This is a genomic window from Rhizobium sp. P1_E6, assembly GCF_056405875.1.
Genome location: NZ_JBFUBG010000001.1, coordinates 167,765 through 184,862, shown reverse-complemented (window position 1 = coordinate 184,862; position 17,098 = coordinate 167,765). Strand labels below are relative to the sequence as shown.

13 protein-coding genes and 1 tRNA gene are annotated in these 17,098 nt (G+C 60.7%); 2 read left to right on the top strand and 12 right to left on the bottom strand.

All coding sequences use genetic code 11. The features are described 5' to 3' along the window. Positions 1 to 8: 8 nt before the first annotated feature. The gene (locus tag AC1D35_RS00880) at positions 9 to 1,031 is read left to right on the top strand and encodes a GlxA family transcriptional regulator (RefSeq protein ID WP_113296741.1); all 1,023 of its coding nucleotides are present in this window, start codon (positions 9 to 11) and stop codon (positions 1,029 to 1,031) included. A gap of 118 nt (positions 1,032 to 1,149) precedes the next feature. Here the strand turns inward: AC1D35_RS00880 and AC1D35_RS00875 are convergent, their stop codons facing one another. From AC1D35_RS00875 to AC1D35_RS00835, 9 genes are all read right to left on the bottom strand, one after another. Beyond that, entirely contained in the window at positions 1,150 to 2,481 is a 1,332-nt protein-coding gene (locus AC1D35_RS00875; protein WP_113296723.1) for a diguanylate cyclase, read from the bottom strand. 205 nt (positions 2,482 to 2,686) lie between these two features. Next, positions 2,687 to 3,517 carry a response regulator gene (locus AC1D35_RS00870; protein WP_113311138.1) on the bottom strand — a complete coding sequence of 277 codons (831 nt, stop codon included), beginning with the start codon at positions 3,515 to 3,517 and terminating at the stop codon, positions 2,687 to 2,689. Positions 3,518 to 3,713: 196 nt separating this feature from the next. After that, positions 3,714 to 6,227, bottom strand: coding sequence for a GcvT family protein (locus AC1D35_RS00865; protein ID WP_477938168.1), 2,514 nt, complete (start codon positions 6,225 to 6,227; stop codon positions 3,714 to 3,716). Between the two features lie 205 nt (positions 6,228 to 6,432). Continuing rightward, the gene (locus tag AC1D35_RS00860; protein ID WP_113296720.1) at positions 6,433 to 6,708 is read right to left on the bottom strand and encodes a hypothetical protein; all 276 of its coding nucleotides are present in this window, start codon (positions 6,706 to 6,708) and stop codon (positions 6,433 to 6,435) included. 100 nt (positions 6,709 to 6,808) lie between these two features. Then, positions 6,809 to 9,427, bottom strand: coding sequence for a mechanosensitive ion channel family protein (locus AC1D35_RS00855; protein ID WP_113311140.1), 2,619 nt, complete (start codon positions 9,425 to 9,427; stop codon positions 6,809 to 6,811). Between the two features lie 91 nt (positions 9,428 to 9,518). After that, positions 9,519 to 10,076: a DUF924 family protein gene (locus tag AC1D35_RS00850; RefSeq protein WP_113296718.1), complete on the bottom strand. Its 558-nt coding sequence runs from the start codon at positions 10,074 to 10,076 to the stop codon at positions 9,519 to 9,521. A gap of 76 nt (positions 10,077 to 10,152) precedes the next feature. Beyond that, entirely contained in the window at positions 10,153 to 11,208 is a 1,056-nt protein-coding gene (locus AC1D35_RS00845; protein WP_113296717.1) for a histidine kinase dimerization/phosphoacceptor domain -containing protein, read from the bottom strand. A gap of 271 nt (positions 11,209 to 11,479) precedes the next feature. Next, positions 11,480 to 12,925 (bottom strand): MFS transporter, encoded by a 1,446-nt coding sequence (locus AC1D35_RS00840; RefSeq protein WP_113311141.1) that lies wholly within the window; start codon positions 12,923 to 12,925, stop codon positions 11,480 to 11,482. Between the two features lie 164 nt (positions 12,926 to 13,089). Further along, on the bottom strand, positions 13,090 to 14,169 hold the full coding sequence (locus tag AC1D35_RS00835) for a glycosyltransferase family 2 protein (protein WP_113311142.1): 1,080 nt from the start codon (positions 14,167 to 14,169) through the stop codon (positions 13,090 to 13,092). A 189-nt stretch (positions 14,170 to 14,358) separates the two neighbouring features. Between AC1D35_RS00835 and AC1D35_RS00830 the strand changes: the two genes are divergently transcribed. Next, positions 14,359 to 15,048: a methyltransferase family protein gene (locus AC1D35_RS00830; protein WP_113311143.1), complete on the top strand. Its 690-nt coding sequence runs from the start codon at positions 14,359 to 14,361 to the stop codon at positions 15,046 to 15,048. A gap of 15 nt (positions 15,049 to 15,063) precedes the next feature. Here the strand turns inward: AC1D35_RS00830 and AC1D35_RS00825 are convergent, their stop codons facing one another. The 3 genes from AC1D35_RS00825 to AC1D35_RS00815 form a co-directional block, all read right to left on the bottom strand. After that, positions 15,064 to 15,720: a DUF1442 domain-containing protein gene (locus tag AC1D35_RS00825; RefSeq protein ID WP_113311144.1), complete on the bottom strand. Its 657-nt coding sequence runs from the start codon at positions 15,718 to 15,720 to the stop codon at positions 15,064 to 15,066. 227 nt (positions 15,721 to 15,947) lie between these two features. Further along, positions 15,948 to 16,023, bottom strand: a tRNA-Lys gene (locus tag AC1D35_RS00820). 126 nt (positions 16,024 to 16,149) lie between these two features. Beyond that, complete coding sequence (locus tag AC1D35_RS00815; protein WP_113296712.1) at positions 16,150 to 17,061, bottom strand: PhzF family phenazine biosynthesis protein; 912 nt, start codon at positions 17,059 to 17,061, stop codon at positions 16,150 to 16,152. Between the last annotated feature and the right edge of the window lie 37 nt (positions 17,062 to 17,098).

The following is a 17,098-nucleotide window of genomic DNA, read 5'->3' as shown; positions in this document are numbered from 1 at the left end:
ATTTTCCAATGAACAAGATGCAGCTCAAGAAACGTTCCGTAGTCTTCTTCATGGTCCCGCAATTCACCATGCTGCCCTTTGCAGCGGCCGTGGATACCCTGCGCATCGCAAACCGCATGCTTGGCTATCAGGCCTATACGTGGCGCCTGAGTTCCGTCGACGGCGAAAAGGTCTATTCCTCCTGCGGCATCGGCGTGGAGGCCAATTCATCGCTCGCCGAAGAGCGCCGCCATCTCGGCGGCGAAAACCGGCCGGGCATGGTGCTCGTCTGTTCCGGCATCGATGTCGAGACTTTCAACCATAAATCCGTCAATGCCTGGCTGCGCGAATCCTACAATCGAGGCGTCGCCGTCGGTTCGCTCTGTACGGGCGCGCATGTGCTTGCCCAGGCAGGTCTCCTGAACGGCAAGCGCTGCGCGATCCACTGGGAAAACCTGCCGGGCTTCTCCGAAGCCTTCCCGCAGGTCGAGGTCTATGCCGACCTCTACGAGATCGACAACAATCTCTACACCTGCGCCGGCGGCACGGCATCGCTGGACATGATGCTGAACCTCGTCGGCGAGGATTTCGGCGAAAGCCTCGTCAACCGTATCTGTGAGCAGCACCTGACCGATCGCGTGCGCAACCCGCATGACCGCCAGCGCCTGCCGCTGCGCGCCCGCCTCGGTGTCCAGAACGCCAAGGTGCTGTCGATCATCGAGCTGATGGAAGGCAATCTCGCCGAACCGCTGTCGCTCCTGGAGATCGCCGAAGGCGCCGGCCTGTCACGCCGCCAGATCGAACGCCTCTTCCGCCAGGAAATGGGCCGCTCCCCAGCCCGCTACTATCTGGAGATCCGCCTCGACCGCGCCCGCCACCTGCTGGTGCAGTCCTCCATGCCGGTCGTCGAAGTCGCCGTCGCCTGCGGTTTCGTCTCCGCCTCGCACTTCTCCAAGTGTTATCGCGAACTCTACCAGCGCTCACCGCAGCAGGAGCGCGCCGATCGCAAGATGACCATGGCGACAGCCCGCCAGCAGGCAGTTGCGGCTTGAGAGAAACGAGATAGGCGGCCGACTGGGCCGCCTTTATCGTTTTGACAAGCCGGCCCGCTTCTCCCGTCATGCTCGGGACGAGCCCGGGGATGACGACGAAGAGAACTGCAAGCGCCCCCTACTGCGCCGCCTCTTCCGTCATCTTGGCATCGGAATAGACCAAATTCCGGCCCTTGTGCTTGGCCATGTAAAGGAACTGGTCTGCCGCGTTCAGATAGTTCTCGAAGGTCTCGTAACCGGTGATCTCGGCGACGCCGATCGACACCGTCACCGCCAGCTCCTCATCGTCGGCCGTCACTCTGAGGCGGGAAATATCCGAGCGGATCTCATCGCAGAGCTTGGTGGCCGCCAGCGAATCCATCAGCGGGAAGAGAATGGCGAATTCCTCGCCGCCGAGGCGCGAGAGAAGATTGTCGCTGCCTTCGAAGATCGTCCGCAGTCTGTCTGCGACAGCCTTCAGCACCTTGTCGCCGATCTCATGGCCATAAGTGTCGTTCAGCCGCTTGAAGTGGTCGATGTCGAGAATGGCGACCGCGCTCGACATTTTCAGCCGCAGGCACTCGTTCACCAGCTTCGGGCCGTTATCGTAGAAATAGCGCCGGTTATAAAGCCCGGTCAGATAATCGCAGGCCGCCGCCGCGCGCAGTTGCTTCATCTGCGTCAGCGTCTCGACATTGTTGGCAATGCGGCACTGCAGCTCTTCGGCGACGAACGGCCGGTAGACGAAGTCGCTGGCCCCGGCCTTCAGGAAACTTGCCGACAGCATGCGGTCGTTCGAGGAGGAAACGCCGATGACGCGCAGCTTGTCAGAGCCGAACCGGTGGCGGATGCGCCGCGTCAGCTCATAGCCGCTCATATCGGGCATATGATGATCGGTGACGACGAGCTCGATATCGCTGTAGGCCTCGAGTGCCGCAATCGCCTCGAGCCCGGAACTGGCTTCGACGACCATATATTGCTGGGCTTTCAGGAGATCGACCAGCACCTGGCGTGCCGATGAAACGTCGTCGACGACAAGCACCCGCGTCTTGCGGTTCATGATCGCCCGGCGCACCGTCGCGACCAGATTGTCGAGCGCGAATTCGTTGTCCTTCAGCACATAGTCAATGACATTCCGCTCGAGGATGCGGGCGCGGGTATTGAGATCGAAGGTCGCGGTAAAGACGATGGCCGGAATATCGTGCTCGATCGTGCAGTCGAGCGCCTCGCCATAGGGTGCGTCAGGCAGGTTCAGGTCGACGACGGCTACGCTGTAGCCTTGGCCGTCCTGCGAGAGCTCTTCGCGCAGCGCCTTCAGCGAGGAACAGCAGACAACACTGAGGTTGAGCTCGGTCTGGAACCGATGGCAGAGCACAGCGGAAAACATCCGGGAATCCTCAACCAGAAGTATGCGAATTCCTCCAAACCGAGGACCTGCATTCTCCCGCTGAAAATCCCCCTGGAATGTCACAGCTACCTATCCCTCCGCACGCCCATGGGGGTCGACTCGCCCCCTCTTGCAGCGTGCGGGACGATAACCGAGGCCTCCCCTCCCGTGAAGGGGAAAACGACGGAAGCTACACCTGCGATTGCAGAAATGTGAGCCTCCGTCATATCTTTCCGGTGTAGACCGATCACGTAGGGGCGTTTGCCCGTACTCGATCTTTGCGGCAGGGTCAGGCAACCGCCCGCTCCTTGCGCATCGACTGGATCTGCAGGAGCGTATCCAGGTTCTGGTTGACGCGGCAGTAGAACTCCTCGTCGATGAACGGACGCAGCATGAAGTCGTTGCCGCCGGCCTTCAGGAACCGTGCCGAAAGCAGCCGGTTGGAAGAGGAGGAAACGCCGATGATGCGCAGCTCATGCGAGCCGATCGAGGCGCGGATGCGGCGCGTCAGCTCGAAGCCATCGATATCGGGCATGTTGTAGTCGGTGACCATAAGGCCGATATCGCGGTTGGCCTTGAGGATCTCCAACGCCTTGGCGCCGCTCTCGGCGGTGCTGACGCGGAAATTATAGCGCTTCAGGCGGCTGGAAAGCAGCGCCCGGGCCGTGGCGCTGTCGTCGACGATCAGCACGTGATGACGGTGGTTCGTCAGGAAGCGGCAGATCGATTCCGCCAGCAGGTCGACGGCAAAGATATTGTCCTTGAGGATGTAGTCGACGATATCCTTGGCGAGCAGCTTGTCGCGCATGCCTTCCTGGAACGTGCCGGTAAAGACGATCGTCGGGATCGACAGATCGACCAGATATTCCAGCGCCTCGCCGTTTTCGGCGCCCGGCAGGTTGATGTTGGAGATCGCGAGCGTAATCGGATCAGAAGATTTGTCGTAGGAAAGCTGCAACTCTTCGAAGCTGCGGCAGATCTCGACATCGATATCGAAGAGCTCCTTCAGGCGCTTTCCGATCATCGACGTGAAGACATTGGAATCTTCAGCGAGGATAATGCGCGCGCCGGCAAACATTTCTCCGGAATATTGCATCCCCGAAATACCTAGAAACGCCATGGCAAACCTTTAAAATGGAAATTGTGTCCCCGAACGAAACGGTTACATGAATTGATTTGAATAATTATTAATTGGGTTGCCATAGCCAGCTATGAAAAAGGCGGCCGATGATGCGGCCGCCCTTTTCTTGTCCATATGCTTAAGAAATTGAAGCATCTCGCGCTAAACATAGACTTAAAGCGCGTCGCGATATCCCTTAGCCACGAAGTGCTGCGTTCTCGGTGTCGAACGGGCTCTCACCGACGACGGTCGCGTTGTACGTGGTGCCGAGGATCTTGATCTTCAGCTTCGTGCCTTCCTTGGCGTAATCGGGCCGCAGCATGGCAAGCGCCAGCGAGCGATTGATACGGAAGCCGAAAGTGCCGTTGGTGGCGCGGCCGACAAGCTCGCCCGCCTCGTTGTAGATTGCCTCCGAGCCGCGCGCATCGACGTCATTGCCGGTCTCGACGACAAGCGTCGCGAAGTTCCACTTCAGGCCCTTTTCCTTGTAGGAAAGCAGGCCCTCACGGCCGAGGAATTCCTTTTCCGGCTTGATGAAGCGGTCGAGGCCGGATTCATAAGCATTATATTCGATCGACATTTCGCGCGGGATCAGGCGATAGGACTTTTCCACCGACATGGACAGCATGGCGCGGATGCCGAAAGGCTTGATGCCGAATTCGGCACCGGCTTCCATCAGCTTGTCGAAAATGTAGTTCTGCATCTCGATCGGATGATGCAGCTCCCAGCCGAGCTCGCCGACGAAATTGACGCGCAGCGCATGGGCGGTTGCTGCACCGACCGAGATCTCCTTGCCTGATAGCCAGGGGAAATCCTTGTTGTCGAGGCTGGCGCGGGTCAGCTTCTTCAACACATCGCGCGACTTTGGACCGGCGAGAACAAGCACGCCCCAGCCTTGCGTGATCGGCGTGAACTTCACGCTGCCGTCTGTCGGCAGCAGCTTGCGCATATAGTCGTGGTCATGCGCCTCATAGGCGCCGGCAGAGACGAGGTAGAAAGTGCCAGGCGCGCTTTCATAGACGGTGAATTCGGCGCGCACGCCGCCTTCCCTGGTCAGCATGTGGCAGAGCGCGAGACGTCCGCGCTTCTTCGGGATCGTGTTGGCAAAAATCGATTCCAGCCATGCGCGCGCACCGGGACCTGTGACCAGTGCCTTGGCGAAGGCCGACATGTCCAGCACGCCGACATTCTTGTTGACGTTCAGGACTTCGTTGCCGACATGCTCGAAATAGTTCGAGCGGCGGAACGACCAGCGCTCCAGGACGCGGCCGTCCTCGGTAGGGTCGGAATGATTGTGGTTGGTCAGGACATCGGCGCCAACGCCGATCTGGTCCTTCGGCAGGTCATAGCCCTCGGGCGCAAACCAGTTGGCGCGTTCCCAGCCATAGACGGAGCCGAAGACCGCACCGAGCTTCTTCAGGCGGTCGTAGACCGGCGTCGTCTTCAGCGGACGGGCGGCGGAGCGCTCTTCATCCGGATAGTGCATGGTGAAGACGTTGGCATAGGCTTCCTCGTTCTTGGCGATGAGGTAGCCTTCCTTCGCGTAAGGGCCGAAACGGCGCGGATCGACGCCCATCATGTCGACGGTCGGCTCGCCATCGACGATCCATTCGGCAAGCTGCCAGCCGGCGCCGCCGGCGGCGGTTATGCCGAAGGAATGGCCTTCATTCAGCCAGAAATTCTTGAGCCCCGGTGTGGGACCGACGATCGGGTTGCCGTCGGGCGTATAGGCGATCGCGCCATTATAAACCTTCTTGATGCCGACTTCGCCGAAGGCAGGCACGCGGGCGATCGCCGTTTCGATATGCGGCATCAGCCGGTCGAGCTCTTCCTGGAACAGCTCGTATTCGCTGTCATCGGACGGACCGTCGACATAACAGACAGGCGCGCCGTGCTCGTAGGGGCCAAGCAGCAGCCCGCCATTTTCCTCGCGCATATACCAGGCGCTGTCAGCCTCGCGCAGCACGCCCATTTCCGGCAGGCCCTTGGCCTTGCGGGCGAGAATATCGGGATGCGGCTCGGTGACGATATACTGGTGCTCGACCGGGATGACCGGGATGTTGATGCCGACCATGTCGCCGGTCTTGCGGGCGAAGTTGCCGGTGCAGGAAATGACGTGTTCGGCGATAATCTCGCCCTTGTCCGTCGTCACTTTCCAGAACCCGTCAGGCTGCTGCTCGATGGCGGTGACCGTCGTGTTGCGGTAGATCGTGGCGCCGTAGTCGCGGGCACCCTTGGCAAGCGCCTGCGTCAGGTCCGCCGGCTGGATATAGCCGTCATCGGGATGCTGAATGGCGCCGAGCAGTCCATCGGTCTCACAGAGCGGCCAGATCTCCTTCACCTGCTCGGGCGTCAGGATATTGACCTTCACGCCGATCGTTTCGGCAATGCCGGCATAATACATAAATTCGTCCCAGCGATCCCTGGTGCGGGCGAGACGAATGTTGGAAACCTTGCTGAAACCGACATTCATGCCGGTTTCCTGCTGCAGTTCCTGATAGAAGCGGACGGAATATTTGTGAATCTGGCCGACCGAATAGCTCATGTTGAAGAGCGGCAGGAGGCCCGCCGCATGCCAGGTCGAGCCAGAGGTCAGCTCCTTGCGCTCGATGAGCACGCTGTCGCCCCATCCCTTCTTCGCAAGGTGATAGAGCGTCGAAACGCCGACCACGCCGCCGCCGATGACCACTGCCCGCGCATGTGATTTCATGGAATAATACCCTCTTCAACCGAATGTCCGGCCTGCGATACCCGGACGAACCATTGTCGCGAACTATGCAGCGAGGCATGAGCCGTGAGAGGCCTGTTTACGACATGCGAAAAGCTTGCCGCGACCACCTGTAAATAGACAAGCGTCAAAAGCCGTGAGGCTCAAAAAATCATAAAAATCGGCAATAACCAGGCTCAAGCCGCCGTCACTTGACGACGGCCGAACCCTTGACGATCTCGATCGTCTCGTCGCCGGAAAGCCCGATACGATCGCCATCGGGCGTCGTCATGAAGCAGCCGGAGGGACAGAACCTTTCGGAAGCGCCGGCGTCGACGACGACTTCCACACGGTTGCCGCCTTCAGTGACGGTCAACACCACGGGCGCCTCGTCCTTGTTGGTGACGGAGGCCGCCTGCGCCAAAGGTGCGGCGGAAAGGAGAAGAAGAAATGCGACTGCGGAACGTGTCACGACATGCGACATAGGCTATACGCCCTCCCCTCGAGCGCTCGTCGCTGCCCGGCAGCGATCGATTGCCTGAGGTTATAGCACCACAGCCGTGAATGAGCGCTGAATGCCCCGTTCAGCCTTTGAGCTTGCCATCGGCCGCCTTGCTGCGCAATTGGCGCACCGGCTGCTCGTCTTCCACCGTCTCGTCGTCCCTGGCCTCATTTTCGGCCGCGGCGTCCTCGGGCTCATCAGGCTTTTGGACAAGCGCCTTCTCCGCCTCGGCATTCGCCTGCCGGTGGATGGTCAGATCGCTCTGCGGCAGCGGGATCTCGATGCCTTCCGCCCTGAAGCGCCTAAGGATCTCGATCCTGAGATCGTTGCGCACCGCCATGCCGTCACCCATGTCGGCGAGGAAGAAGCGCAGCTCGAAATCCAGCGAATAGGGGCCGAAGCGCAGGAACTCGACATGCGGCTCCGGATTGCGCATCACCAGTGGCACCTTGGAAACGAGTTCCAGCAGGATATCCATCACCTTTCGCGGATCGGCCTCGTAGCTTACGGAAACCGGGATTTCCGAACGGCCGATCTTGTTGCGATGCGTCCAGTTGCCGACGAGCCCGTTGATGAGTTCGGAATTCGGCACGATGATCGACTGCTTGCGGAAGGTCTCTATTTCGGTGGCGCGCACCGAGATGCGCTTGACGATACCTTCGGCCGTGCCGGACACGACATGGTCGCCCACCTTGAAGGGACGTTCGACAAGCAGGATCAGACCGGAAACGAAGTTCGACACGATGTTCTGCAGGCCGAAACCGATACCGACGGACAGCGCCGAGGCGACGAGCGCGAGATTGGAAAGGTCGATGCCCGCCGCCGAAACGCCGAAGATGGCGGCCACACCGACGCCGAGATAGCCGATGCCCGTCTTCACCGAATTGCGCACGCCGAGATCGACATGGCTGCGCGCCATGACATTGCTGTCCAGCCACTTCTGCACCCAGCGCGTCGCGAGATAACCGCCGGCAAAGAGCAGGATGCCGGTAAAGATGCCGAGCAGCGAAATGCTGATGCCGCCGAGACGGACTTCCGTAAACAGCCTGTAAGCAAGCAGCTGCAGATCCTGCACGTGGAAGCCCCAGAGCAGCAGGATGAGCGGAATGCCGGTCAAGAGCGCGACCGCATAGATCAGCAGGCCGACAACCAGACCCACCTGGTCGATCGCAACAGGCCCGAGCTTGAAGCGGGTTTCCAGGAAACGCCCGAGGAACGTATCGCCGAAATTGTCCTGCCGTGAGATCGCCTTGCCGAGCAGCAGGCCGATATAGGTGGTCACCACGATGGCGCTGGTGATTATGAGCTGCGTGGCGACGAAACGTGCCAGGCCCACATAGCCCGAAAGTGCAGCAAGGATCAGCCCGGCACCGAAGACGCGCAACAGGATCGCCATGCCGCGCGGCCAGTGGCGGCCAGGCGCATCGGGATCGCCGTTCCTCGCCAGCATCGGCTTTCCGAAGGATACGGCAATCAGGATGAGACCGATGATCAGTGCCGCAAGCAGGCTGCGCACGACCGTCAAAACCAGCGGCGAGCCCATCGCCTCGCCGATGGCGCCGAAGAGATAGTCGAGCGCGTTGACCACCGCCATGGCGATCAGGCAGTAGCCGACCGAGCGCGCGCCGAGATTGGAAAGGCGCACCAGGCGCCAGGACGGATCATTCGGCGCGAAGACCGCATTGACGAAGCGGCCGACGAAATAGACGAGACCGATCGAGCCGAAGAGCGCGGCGATCACGGGCGTGATGTCGCTCCTCAGCACATTAAAGCCGTCGAGGAAGATCAGCGACGTCACCAGCAGCACATCGAGCGCCGCCGTGCGGATCAGCGTCGACCAGAAGGCAAAGGCAAGACGGCTGATATAGGAAGGTTCTTCGACATTGACGTCGCGCCGCAGATACTGGCCGAAAAGCCGGTAGCCGCCCGAGAGCAGGATCAGGGCCGTCGCGAGCGACAGGAAGATCGCCGCAAACAGCGACAGGGCCTTGAACTTCCAGACGAAGGTAATCCAGCTCGAAAGCGTCTGGGAAAACTCGCTCACTTCCTGCACGAAGGCACTGGTCGCATCGTCGAAGACGGAGACGGAGATCTCGGTGCGCCGGAACAGTGTATCGGCAAAAAGCTGGCGGCGCGTCGCCGTGATCACGTTGGAAAGCTTGGTGATAGCGATCGACAGATTCTCCGCGTCACCCGTGACGGCGTTGATCTGCGAGCGCTCGGCCGTCAGCGCGTTACGCTCTTCGGTGACGATCTGCGCTTCCGGCGGCTGCCCGTCCTTCGGCGGTTCGCCGAGCTCGGCAAGGCGGCTCTTGATCTGGTCGAACCGCGGCCGCAGGCTGACGGACGTGGCGATGACGGTGCGGCCGAGCTCGTCGGTCTTGCCGGCAAGCTCCACCAGACCGTCGTCATCGTCGACATTCTGCTTGACGCGGTCCTGCAGCGAAGCAAGCTCGTTCTTCGCCTTGTCGATATCCTTCAGCGCCTGATCGAGGCCGGTACTGGCGAGCGGCGCCTCGGCCGGCGCAGCCTCTGCCGGAGCCGCCGGAACCGGAGCCGATTGGGCCGGCGTCGTCTGGGTCTGAGCCTCAGCCGCCGGCTGCGGGGTCTGCGCAGAAGCGGCCCTTCCATCGAAATGCAGGCCGGCAACAGCCAGCGAAAGCAGAAGAACGGTGCGAAGCAGCCAGTGTATCAAGCGCAAGAAGCCCCCGCGTGGATTCGTCTCATCAGGTAATTGACCGCTTCTTATAGGAAAGAAAGGCGACAGAAAGGCGGAATTTCGAGGTGGCAGCTCAGAAACCGGAACCGGGAAGCGCGAGATAGGCCAGTTCGGCATCACTCGACTCGCGCCCGACAAGGGCATTGCGGTGTGGAAAACGGCCATATGTCGCGATCACTTCGCGGTGGCGAAGCGCATAATCACGAAACTCCTCGTCGCCGAGCGCTGTGAAAAGTGCCACCGAGCGATCCTGCTCAACGAGATCTTCTGCATGCTCGAACGGCATGTAGAAAAAGGTTCGCAGGATACCCTCCACCGACTGATCCGCACCATTGGCAAGCGCAAGCTTCGCCTCGCGCAGCGCCAGCCCATCGGTCGCAAAGGCAAGTGGCGTCGCGCGGTAGATGTTGCGTGGAAACTGGTCGAGCACGATCACGGCCGCAAGCCGGCTCTCGGGGCTGGAGCGCCATTCCTCGGTGACTTCAAGGGCAAGCGACAGGTGGGTGGCACGAAACCGCGCCCGGATTTCCTCGTCCAGTTCTGCAGTCGAGCTGAACCATTCCTTGCGGCTGCAGCGAACGAACCAAAAATCATAAACTTCGCCCGGCGTGCAGACGCTATCCGTATTCATGATGCTCCCCCAAGCGTCAGCTTACAAAAAAGACCACGTCAGCTCACGAAAACCGAACCAGACTACAAAAGCTACGTCAGCTTACGGAAAAGACCAGCATCGCTCTCGTGCCGCGATGCTCCGGATCATAGACGAGTTCGGATTTCAGGCTGGAGGCCATGGCGGTCAGGATCTTTGTGCCGAGACCGGTCCCCTTCGGCGGGCCGTCCTGCTCGAAGCCGCGGCCGGCATCCTCGACCGTCACACGCAGCACATCGCTCTCATGCTCGACGATCACGGTAATCTCGCCGGGAACACCATCCGGATAGGCATATTTGAAGGCGTTGGTGACGAGTTCACTGACGATGAGGCCGAGCGTGATGACCTTGTCGGTCGCCAGATTGACCGGCTGGGAAGTCAGCACCACGCGATGCGGCCGTTTCTCGTCTCGCATCGAGGCTTCGAGCTCGGTCAGGAGGCTGCTCAGATATTCATCCACCTGCACCGTGCCGACCTGCCGGTTGGTGTAGAGACGGCGGTGGACGCTGGCGATCGCATTGATACGCATCTGCGTTTCCTGCAGAGCGTCGATCGCTACCTGGTCGCTGGTCATGGAGGACTGCATGCGGATCAGCGCGCCGACGAGGCCGAGGCTGTTGGCGATGCGGTGATTGACTTCGGCAAGCAGCATTTCCGCATGGTCACGCTGCTGGCGGATCACCTCCTGCGCCTGCGCCGTGTCACGGCGGAAGCGCGCCCGCTCCAGCCCCTGTTCGAGGGCGGCAGCCAGAAGATCGAAATAATCGGGCGAAATGCCCTTGAGAACATAGTCGTCTGCGCCGGCCTTCAGTGCTGCGACCGCAATGCTCGTATCGCCGGAGCCGGTGGCATAGATCACAGGCGGATGGTTGGGCATCGCGATGATGCGCGGCAGGATATCGAGCCCGGTTTCGGCCTTCAGGAAATGATCGAGAACGACGGCCTCGATGCCGCCTTCGGCAAGCACCGCAAGGCCGGAAGCTCCGTCGCTTGCCCATTCGAGCGTAAAGCCGCGGCGGCCGAGATTCTTCTGCATCAGCAGCGCCAGCGCTTCATCGTCATCGATATAGAGGATACGGATCGTTCCACCCGTATCGCCGTTGGACTCGCTCATTCTGCCTCCGGGCATTTTCCCGCAGCAATACCGGCTGTGAGGCCGCCGAGTCTTTCTGCATGAGACTGTCGTATTGCATGGACAGGCGCGCGTAAACAGCACCTAGCCTTTGGTATCATGTGATGCCTGACGCCAGGCAGATCGAAGGAGAATGCCATCGAGAATGTCGACCCTTCCCGGCTGCGGCCGGAAGCCCTCTAAAAAATCGCGAACACGAATACTGAAAATCAGTGCCGTAAACGCAAGGGAAGGCAAATGGTTCCGCGGAAAGTCAGCTTTTTTGAAAGCGCCGGTGGTGAGAAACCTCGGCACCCGCATCGGCAGCAAGCTGCAGGAAGCGCAGGCAGGACAAGAAGCCGATCATGCCGACGACGAAGAACGCCCAGCGGAAATCGCCGAGAACAGGGTCCGCTGCACCCCGAAGCCCCGAGGAAATGTTGAGCACGGCCGCCGCCACCGCAACGCCGAGCAGCATGGAAATCTGCTGCAACATGCTCGACAGCGTCGAGGCCGAGCTTCTCTGCGTCGGGCCGATATCGGCAAAGGAGAGCGTATTGAGCGCCGTAAATTCCATCGACCGCGAAAGCCCGGCAATGAAGAGCAGCGCCGAGATGATGATCGCAGGCGTTTCCGGCGTCAGCAAGCCGCAGGCGACGATTGAGGCGGCAGCGATGATGCCGTTGAAGAAGAGCACGTTGCGGAAGCCGAAGAACCGCAGGAGCGGCGTCGTCACTACCTTCATGCCGAGATTGCCGAGGAAATAGACCAGCAGATAGGTGCCGGCGGCAATCGAGCTCAGGCCGAAACCGAGCTGGAAGAGCAGTGGCAGCAGGAAGGGCGTGGCATTGATCGCGACTCGGCAGGCCGTGCCCGCCGAAAGCGTCGTCATCGAGAAGGTCTGAACCTTGAAGGCCGAGAGATCGAGCAGCGGATTGTCGGCCCGCAGAAAGTGCCGCGTCGCCATGACGGAAAGGACGATGCCGGCGGCAAGCAGCACGAGGAGCGGCACGAACCCGCCCTGCCCTTTGACCGACAGTTCGAGCGCCGCAAGCAGCGAGGTCAGCCCCGCCGCGCTCAGGAAGAAGCCCTTGATGTCGAGAGGCCCGACGCGCTCTTCTCGCTGCTCCGGCACGAAGCGCAGCACGAGCGCAATGCCGACGAGGCCGATCGGGATATTGATGAGGAAATTCCAGTGCCAGCTTGCATAGGTGGTGATGAAACTGCCGAGCACCGGCCCGACGACGGGTGCGGTCAGCGCCGGCCAGGTGATCAGCGCGATCGCCTGCACCAGCTCGGACTTGCGGGCATTTTTCAACACGATGATGCGCCCCACCGGCGTCATCAGCGCACTGCCGACGCCCTGCACCGCGCGCGCGATGACGAACTCCGTCAGGCTTCCCGACAGGCCGCAGAACAGCGATGCCAAGGTGAAGACGGCAATCGACACGAGAAAGACGCGCCGCGCGCCAAACCGGTCGCCGAGCCAGCCGGAAAGCGGAATGAAGGCCGACGTGGTCAGCATGTAGACGGTGATGCCGATGCTCATGGCGACCGGCTGCACACCGAAACTCGTCGCCATCTGCGGCAGCGAGGTGGTGACGATCGTACCGTCGAGGATCTGCATGAAGAAGGAAACAGCAACGACCAGCGCTACGATCTTGGCCTGGCGGACGCTTGCCGCCCCATCTGTCTTCTCATCCGTCTGAACTGCAGTCATCGATCTGCCAATGCGAATTCCTGAATGCGCGGGAAAGGGCGGGAAAACGAGGAGACAAGCCGCGCGGAGGGAGTTCAGCCTGCATACGCCGCTTATGCCAGATCGGAAAGGTCAATTGCCGCCAAGGCTGAATTTTTTGTCAACATGTTCGGCAACAATCGATATCAGTGTCCAACAGCCGTCTCAATCGGCTTCGCGGTCACACTTGCCGGCGAAAGCTTGCCGAGTTCGGATCTGCGGCTGGCAGTATCGAGTTCGGAAAAATCATCCGGCAGCTCGGACGTGACCTCGCCCTGCACCACGCAGTCGATCATGAACATCGGTCGGCGCTTATGCTCCTGCACCAGCCGGCCGACATATTCGCCGAGCGTGCCGAGCGCGATCAGTTGGATGGCGCTCAAGGCCGATATGGCAGCCATGATGCTTGACCAACCGGTGATGACATTGCCTTCGAACCATTGCACGAGCGTGTAGACCAAAAGCCCCACCGCGAAGACGGCCGAAATAAGCCCCATCCAGGCACTGATGCGCAGCGGAATGATCGAGAAACTGGTGATCGCATCGATCGCGAAGCGGATCATCTTGCGCAGCGGATATTTCGTCGAGCCGGCATAGCGGACATCGCGCGTATAACGCAGTGCCACCTGCCTGCCGCCGATCCAGCTCACCATGCCGCGGATAAAGCGATGCCGCTCCGGCATATTGAGGAGGATATGGACAATGCGCGCCTTCATCAGCCGGAAATCGCCTGTGTCCTGCGGGATCGAGATGGACGTCAGCCGCGTCAGCAGCCGGTAGAAGACCGAAGCGGTAACAAGCTTGAACTTCGTTTCGCCCTTGCGCTCGCTCCTCTGCCCGTAAACGACATCGGCCCCCTGATCCATGATCGCCATCATCTGCGCCAACAGCTCCGGCGGATCCTGAAGATCGGCATCGATCAGCAGCACGCGCTCGCCGCGCGTCACCGCAAGGCCCGAGGTCGCCGCAAGCTGGTGGCCGTGATTGCGCAGAAGCTTGACGCCGAGCACCTGCGGAATGTCTGCCGCAAGCCCCGATATGACGTCCCACGTATCATCGCTGGAGCCGTCATCGACGAGGATGATCTCGAAGGATTGGCCGGCTACGGCCTCCGCTGCCGCCCGCGCCCGCCGGCAGAACTCATTCAGCCCCTCGGCTTCGTTGTAGCAGGGCGCGACGATGGAAAGCTTCGTCTTCACGTCAGCACCATCAACGGATTTGCCCATTTCCACCGAATCTCCCAATCCCCGCAGGGCAGCATGATCAATCGCCTGAAGGCACACAAGACAGAGCACCCTTGCCCTGATGATCGGAATCCGTGCCTCCGGCGGTGGTTTGATATCACGCGTCTGCTTTGCATATTCTAAAGGCGAAGCCGCAAAGTGGATTGCGGATCATGAGTACAAGGAGGTGTCATGCAGAATGCAGCACCCGATCTCGGCCGCAGGGCCGCCGAAGCCAACGCCAAGTTCCTGGTGGCCCTCGCCGTCATGGTCTTCCTGGTGGCAGGCACGCTCGCCTATTGGCAGGGCTGGCTCTTCATCGCCAATTTCGCCGCCTGGTCGGCCGGCTCATCGGTGTATTTCTACTATCGCGACCCGGCACTTCTGGAAAAGCGCATGCGCGCCGGCCCGGCCGCCGAAACGGAGCCGGTCCAGAAGCGCATCCAGCTCTTCACCAGCGTGGTGATGATCGCCCTCATCATCGTCTCGGTGCTCGATTACCGGTTCGGCTGGTCGGCGGTCCCGGTGTGGGCAATCATTCTTGGCAACCTGCTGATATCGGCAGGTTTCCTCTTCGTCGTCTTCGTTCTCAGGGAAAATACCTTTGCGTCGGCCACCATCCAGGTCTCCGAGGACCAGAAGGTCGTCTCCACAGGCCTCTACGCCCTCGTGCGCCACCCGATGTATGCCGGCGTCCTGCCGCTTGCATCAGGCATTCCGCTTGCGTTGGCCTCCCTGTGGGGCCTCGTCATCGTACCGCTGATCTTCGTCGGCCTGATCCTGCGCCTCATCGACGAGGAGCGCCATCTGCGCCGGGACCTGCCCGGTTATGAGGATTATTGCCGCAAGGTGAAGTACCGGCTGTTTCCCGGCCTCTGGTGAAAATCCGTCTGAGACTCACTCCGGCTCGTAGCGGCTGACCTCCAGCCCCGATCCGACCGGCAGCAGCACGCTCGTGATCCCGGGCTTGCCGCGGATGGCCCGAGCATAGATCGTCACGTCTTCTGTCGCCGGATAAATCATGTTGTCGGCAACGACGATCGCACCCGCATTGAGCCTCGGATAGAAGGCTTCGAGGCACGGCAGATAGAGATCCTTCCAGAGATCGACGAGCACGAAATCGACCTTGCCCCGCAATTCGCGGATCATCGCGACCGCATCGCCCACCCGGAAATCGATATGGTCGCCAAGCCCTGCCCTCTCCGCCATTGCCTGCGCATGCGCAGATTTATAGCCGTGCACTTCCATGGTGATCAGCCGCCCGCCGGTCGCCCGTGCCGCCTCGGCGAGCCAGATGCCGGAATAACCGAAAGACGTGCCCAGCTCGAGAATGGTCGGCGCCGTCAGGCTCCGGACGAGAATGTTGAGAAACCGCCCCGTCTCGGGGCCGACCGCCCGCATCCGCTGATCCTGCCCGCCGTCGCGTCCGCCCGGCGCCTCCTGGCGCGGATTGCCGCGCTCCTCGTCGATCCGCTGGTGATAGGCACCGAGCACATTGAGCACCTTCTCATCCAGCCGATATGCGCCGACATTGTTCTCTTTGTCACCGCTCATTGGGCACTCCTCCGGGGATAGGGTTGCGAGGGTAGATACCGCAGCAAGGACTTCGCTCCAGCGAGTTAAATACCGGAGACGACTTCGGGCAAGGGCAGAATGTCTGGAAAGGGCAATTCGCTGATTCCCGCCAACGGAGGCGCCGGAATCAGAAAAACAGAAAAAGCCAACAAGCCTTTGATATCAAAGGCTTTGTTTCTGGCTTCTCTTCTCTTTGAAGGAGAAAGTGGTGGGTGATGTAGGGCTCGAACCTACGACCCGCTGATTAAGAGTCAGCTGCTCTACCAACTGAGCTAATCACCCGTCCGCGCTTGGCTGCGCGGTGTGACGGGGCATATAAATAGGATCGTCCGGCTTGTCTAGCGCCCTGTCGAAAATTCTTTGGTTAATTGCGAAGTTTTTTTGTCAGGTGCCGGAAATCCAATGAAATCAAAGGTCGAGCGTGCCGGTCGCAATCCGCACTGCCTGGCCGCCGATCCGGGCATTCGAAATAGCGCCGCCTTCGATATCCATATGCAGGTGAATGAAGGACGGGCGGCCCATTTCCAAACCCTGCTCGATGAGGAGCGGGTGATGCCCATCCGTCAGCCGGTCGAAATGGTTGATCGCGCCCGAGAGAGCGGCGGCTGCCGAGCCGGTGGCCGGGTCCTCGGAAATGCCCATGCCGCTTCCAAACATGCGAGCATGGAACTTGGCCACATGGTTCACGCCGCCGCGGCAGTAGATATAGGCCGAGGCGAGCGCGCCATCGACGAAGGGCACCGTCTTTTCCCAGAGCTGCGGGTCGAACTCCAGGCGCTCTGCCGCGCCGACGTCATGGACCGGCACCAGGAGAAAGGGAACGCCTGCGCTCCAGATCGACGGCACATGATTCTCGAAGCCGATTTCGGTCGTCTTCAGCGATAGCGCGTCGGCAATGCCGAGCTTGTCGAGCGGCAGTGGTATCTGGTGCGATTTGCGCGGCAGGTCGAATTCGGCAAAGCTCGCCTCACCTTCCCGCAGCCTGACGGCACAGCGCACCGGCCCGACATTTTCCTCCAGTACCGAAACGAGGTCGATTGTTCCCGCCCCATGCGCCTTCTCCGCCAGCGCAATCGCCGTACCGACGGTCGGATGACCGGCAAAGGGCAGTTCACGGCCAGGCGTGAAGATGCGGATACGCGCCGTATAGGCGGGATTGTCGGCCGGCTGCACGAACACCGTCTCGGACAGGTTCGTTTCGCGGGCGATCGCCTGCATCGCCGTGTCCTCAAGTCCCTCGCCGTCAAAGATCACGGCCAGCGGATTGCCGGCAAGCTTGATGTCGGTGAACACGTCATAGACACTGTAGCTTAACGCCACATCGGCCTCCCTGAATCGGTCATCGAGCCGCCAACCT

Bases quoted from the DNA above. Each gene is read 5' to 3' on its own strand.
- AC1D35_RS00830 (WP_113311143.1), top strand. From the start codon at position 14,359: ATGCAGAATGCAGCACCCGATCTCGGCCGCAGGGCCGCCGAAGCCAAC.
- AC1D35_RS00835 (WP_113311142.1), bottom strand. From the start codon at position 14,169: ATGGGCAAATCCGTTGATGGTGCTGACGTGAAGACGAAGCTTTCCATC.
- AC1D35_RS00860 (WP_113296720.1), bottom strand. From the start codon at position 6,708: ATGTCGCATGTCGTGACACGTTCCGCAGTCGCATTTCTTCTTCTCCTT.
- AC1D35_RS00850 (WP_113296718.1), bottom strand. From the start codon at position 10,076: ATGAATACGGATAGCGTCTGCACGCCGGGCGAAGTTTATGATTTTTGG.
- AC1D35_RS00880 (WP_113296741.1), top strand. From the start codon at position 9: ATGAACAAGATGCAGCTCAAGAAACGTTCCGTAGTCTTCTTCATGGTC.
- AC1D35_RS00825 (WP_113311144.1), bottom strand. From the start codon at position 15,720: ATGAGCGGTGACAAAGAGAACAATGTCGGCGCATATCGGCTGGATGAG.
- AC1D35_RS00870 (WP_113311138.1), bottom strand. From the start codon at position 3,517: ATGGCGTTTCTAGGTATTTCGGGGATGCAATATTCCGGAGAAATGTTT.
- AC1D35_RS00865 (WP_477938168.1), bottom strand. From the start codon at position 6,227: ATGAAATCACATGCGCGGGCAGTGGTCATCGGCGGCGGCGTGGTCGGC.
- AC1D35_RS00845 (WP_113296717.1), bottom strand. From the start codon at position 11,208: ATGAGCGAGTCCAACGGCGATACGGGTGGAACGATCCGTATCCTCTAT.
- AC1D35_RS00840 (WP_113311141.1), bottom strand. From the start codon at position 12,925: ATGACTGCAGTTCAGACGGATGAGAAGACAGATGGGGCGGCAAGCGTC.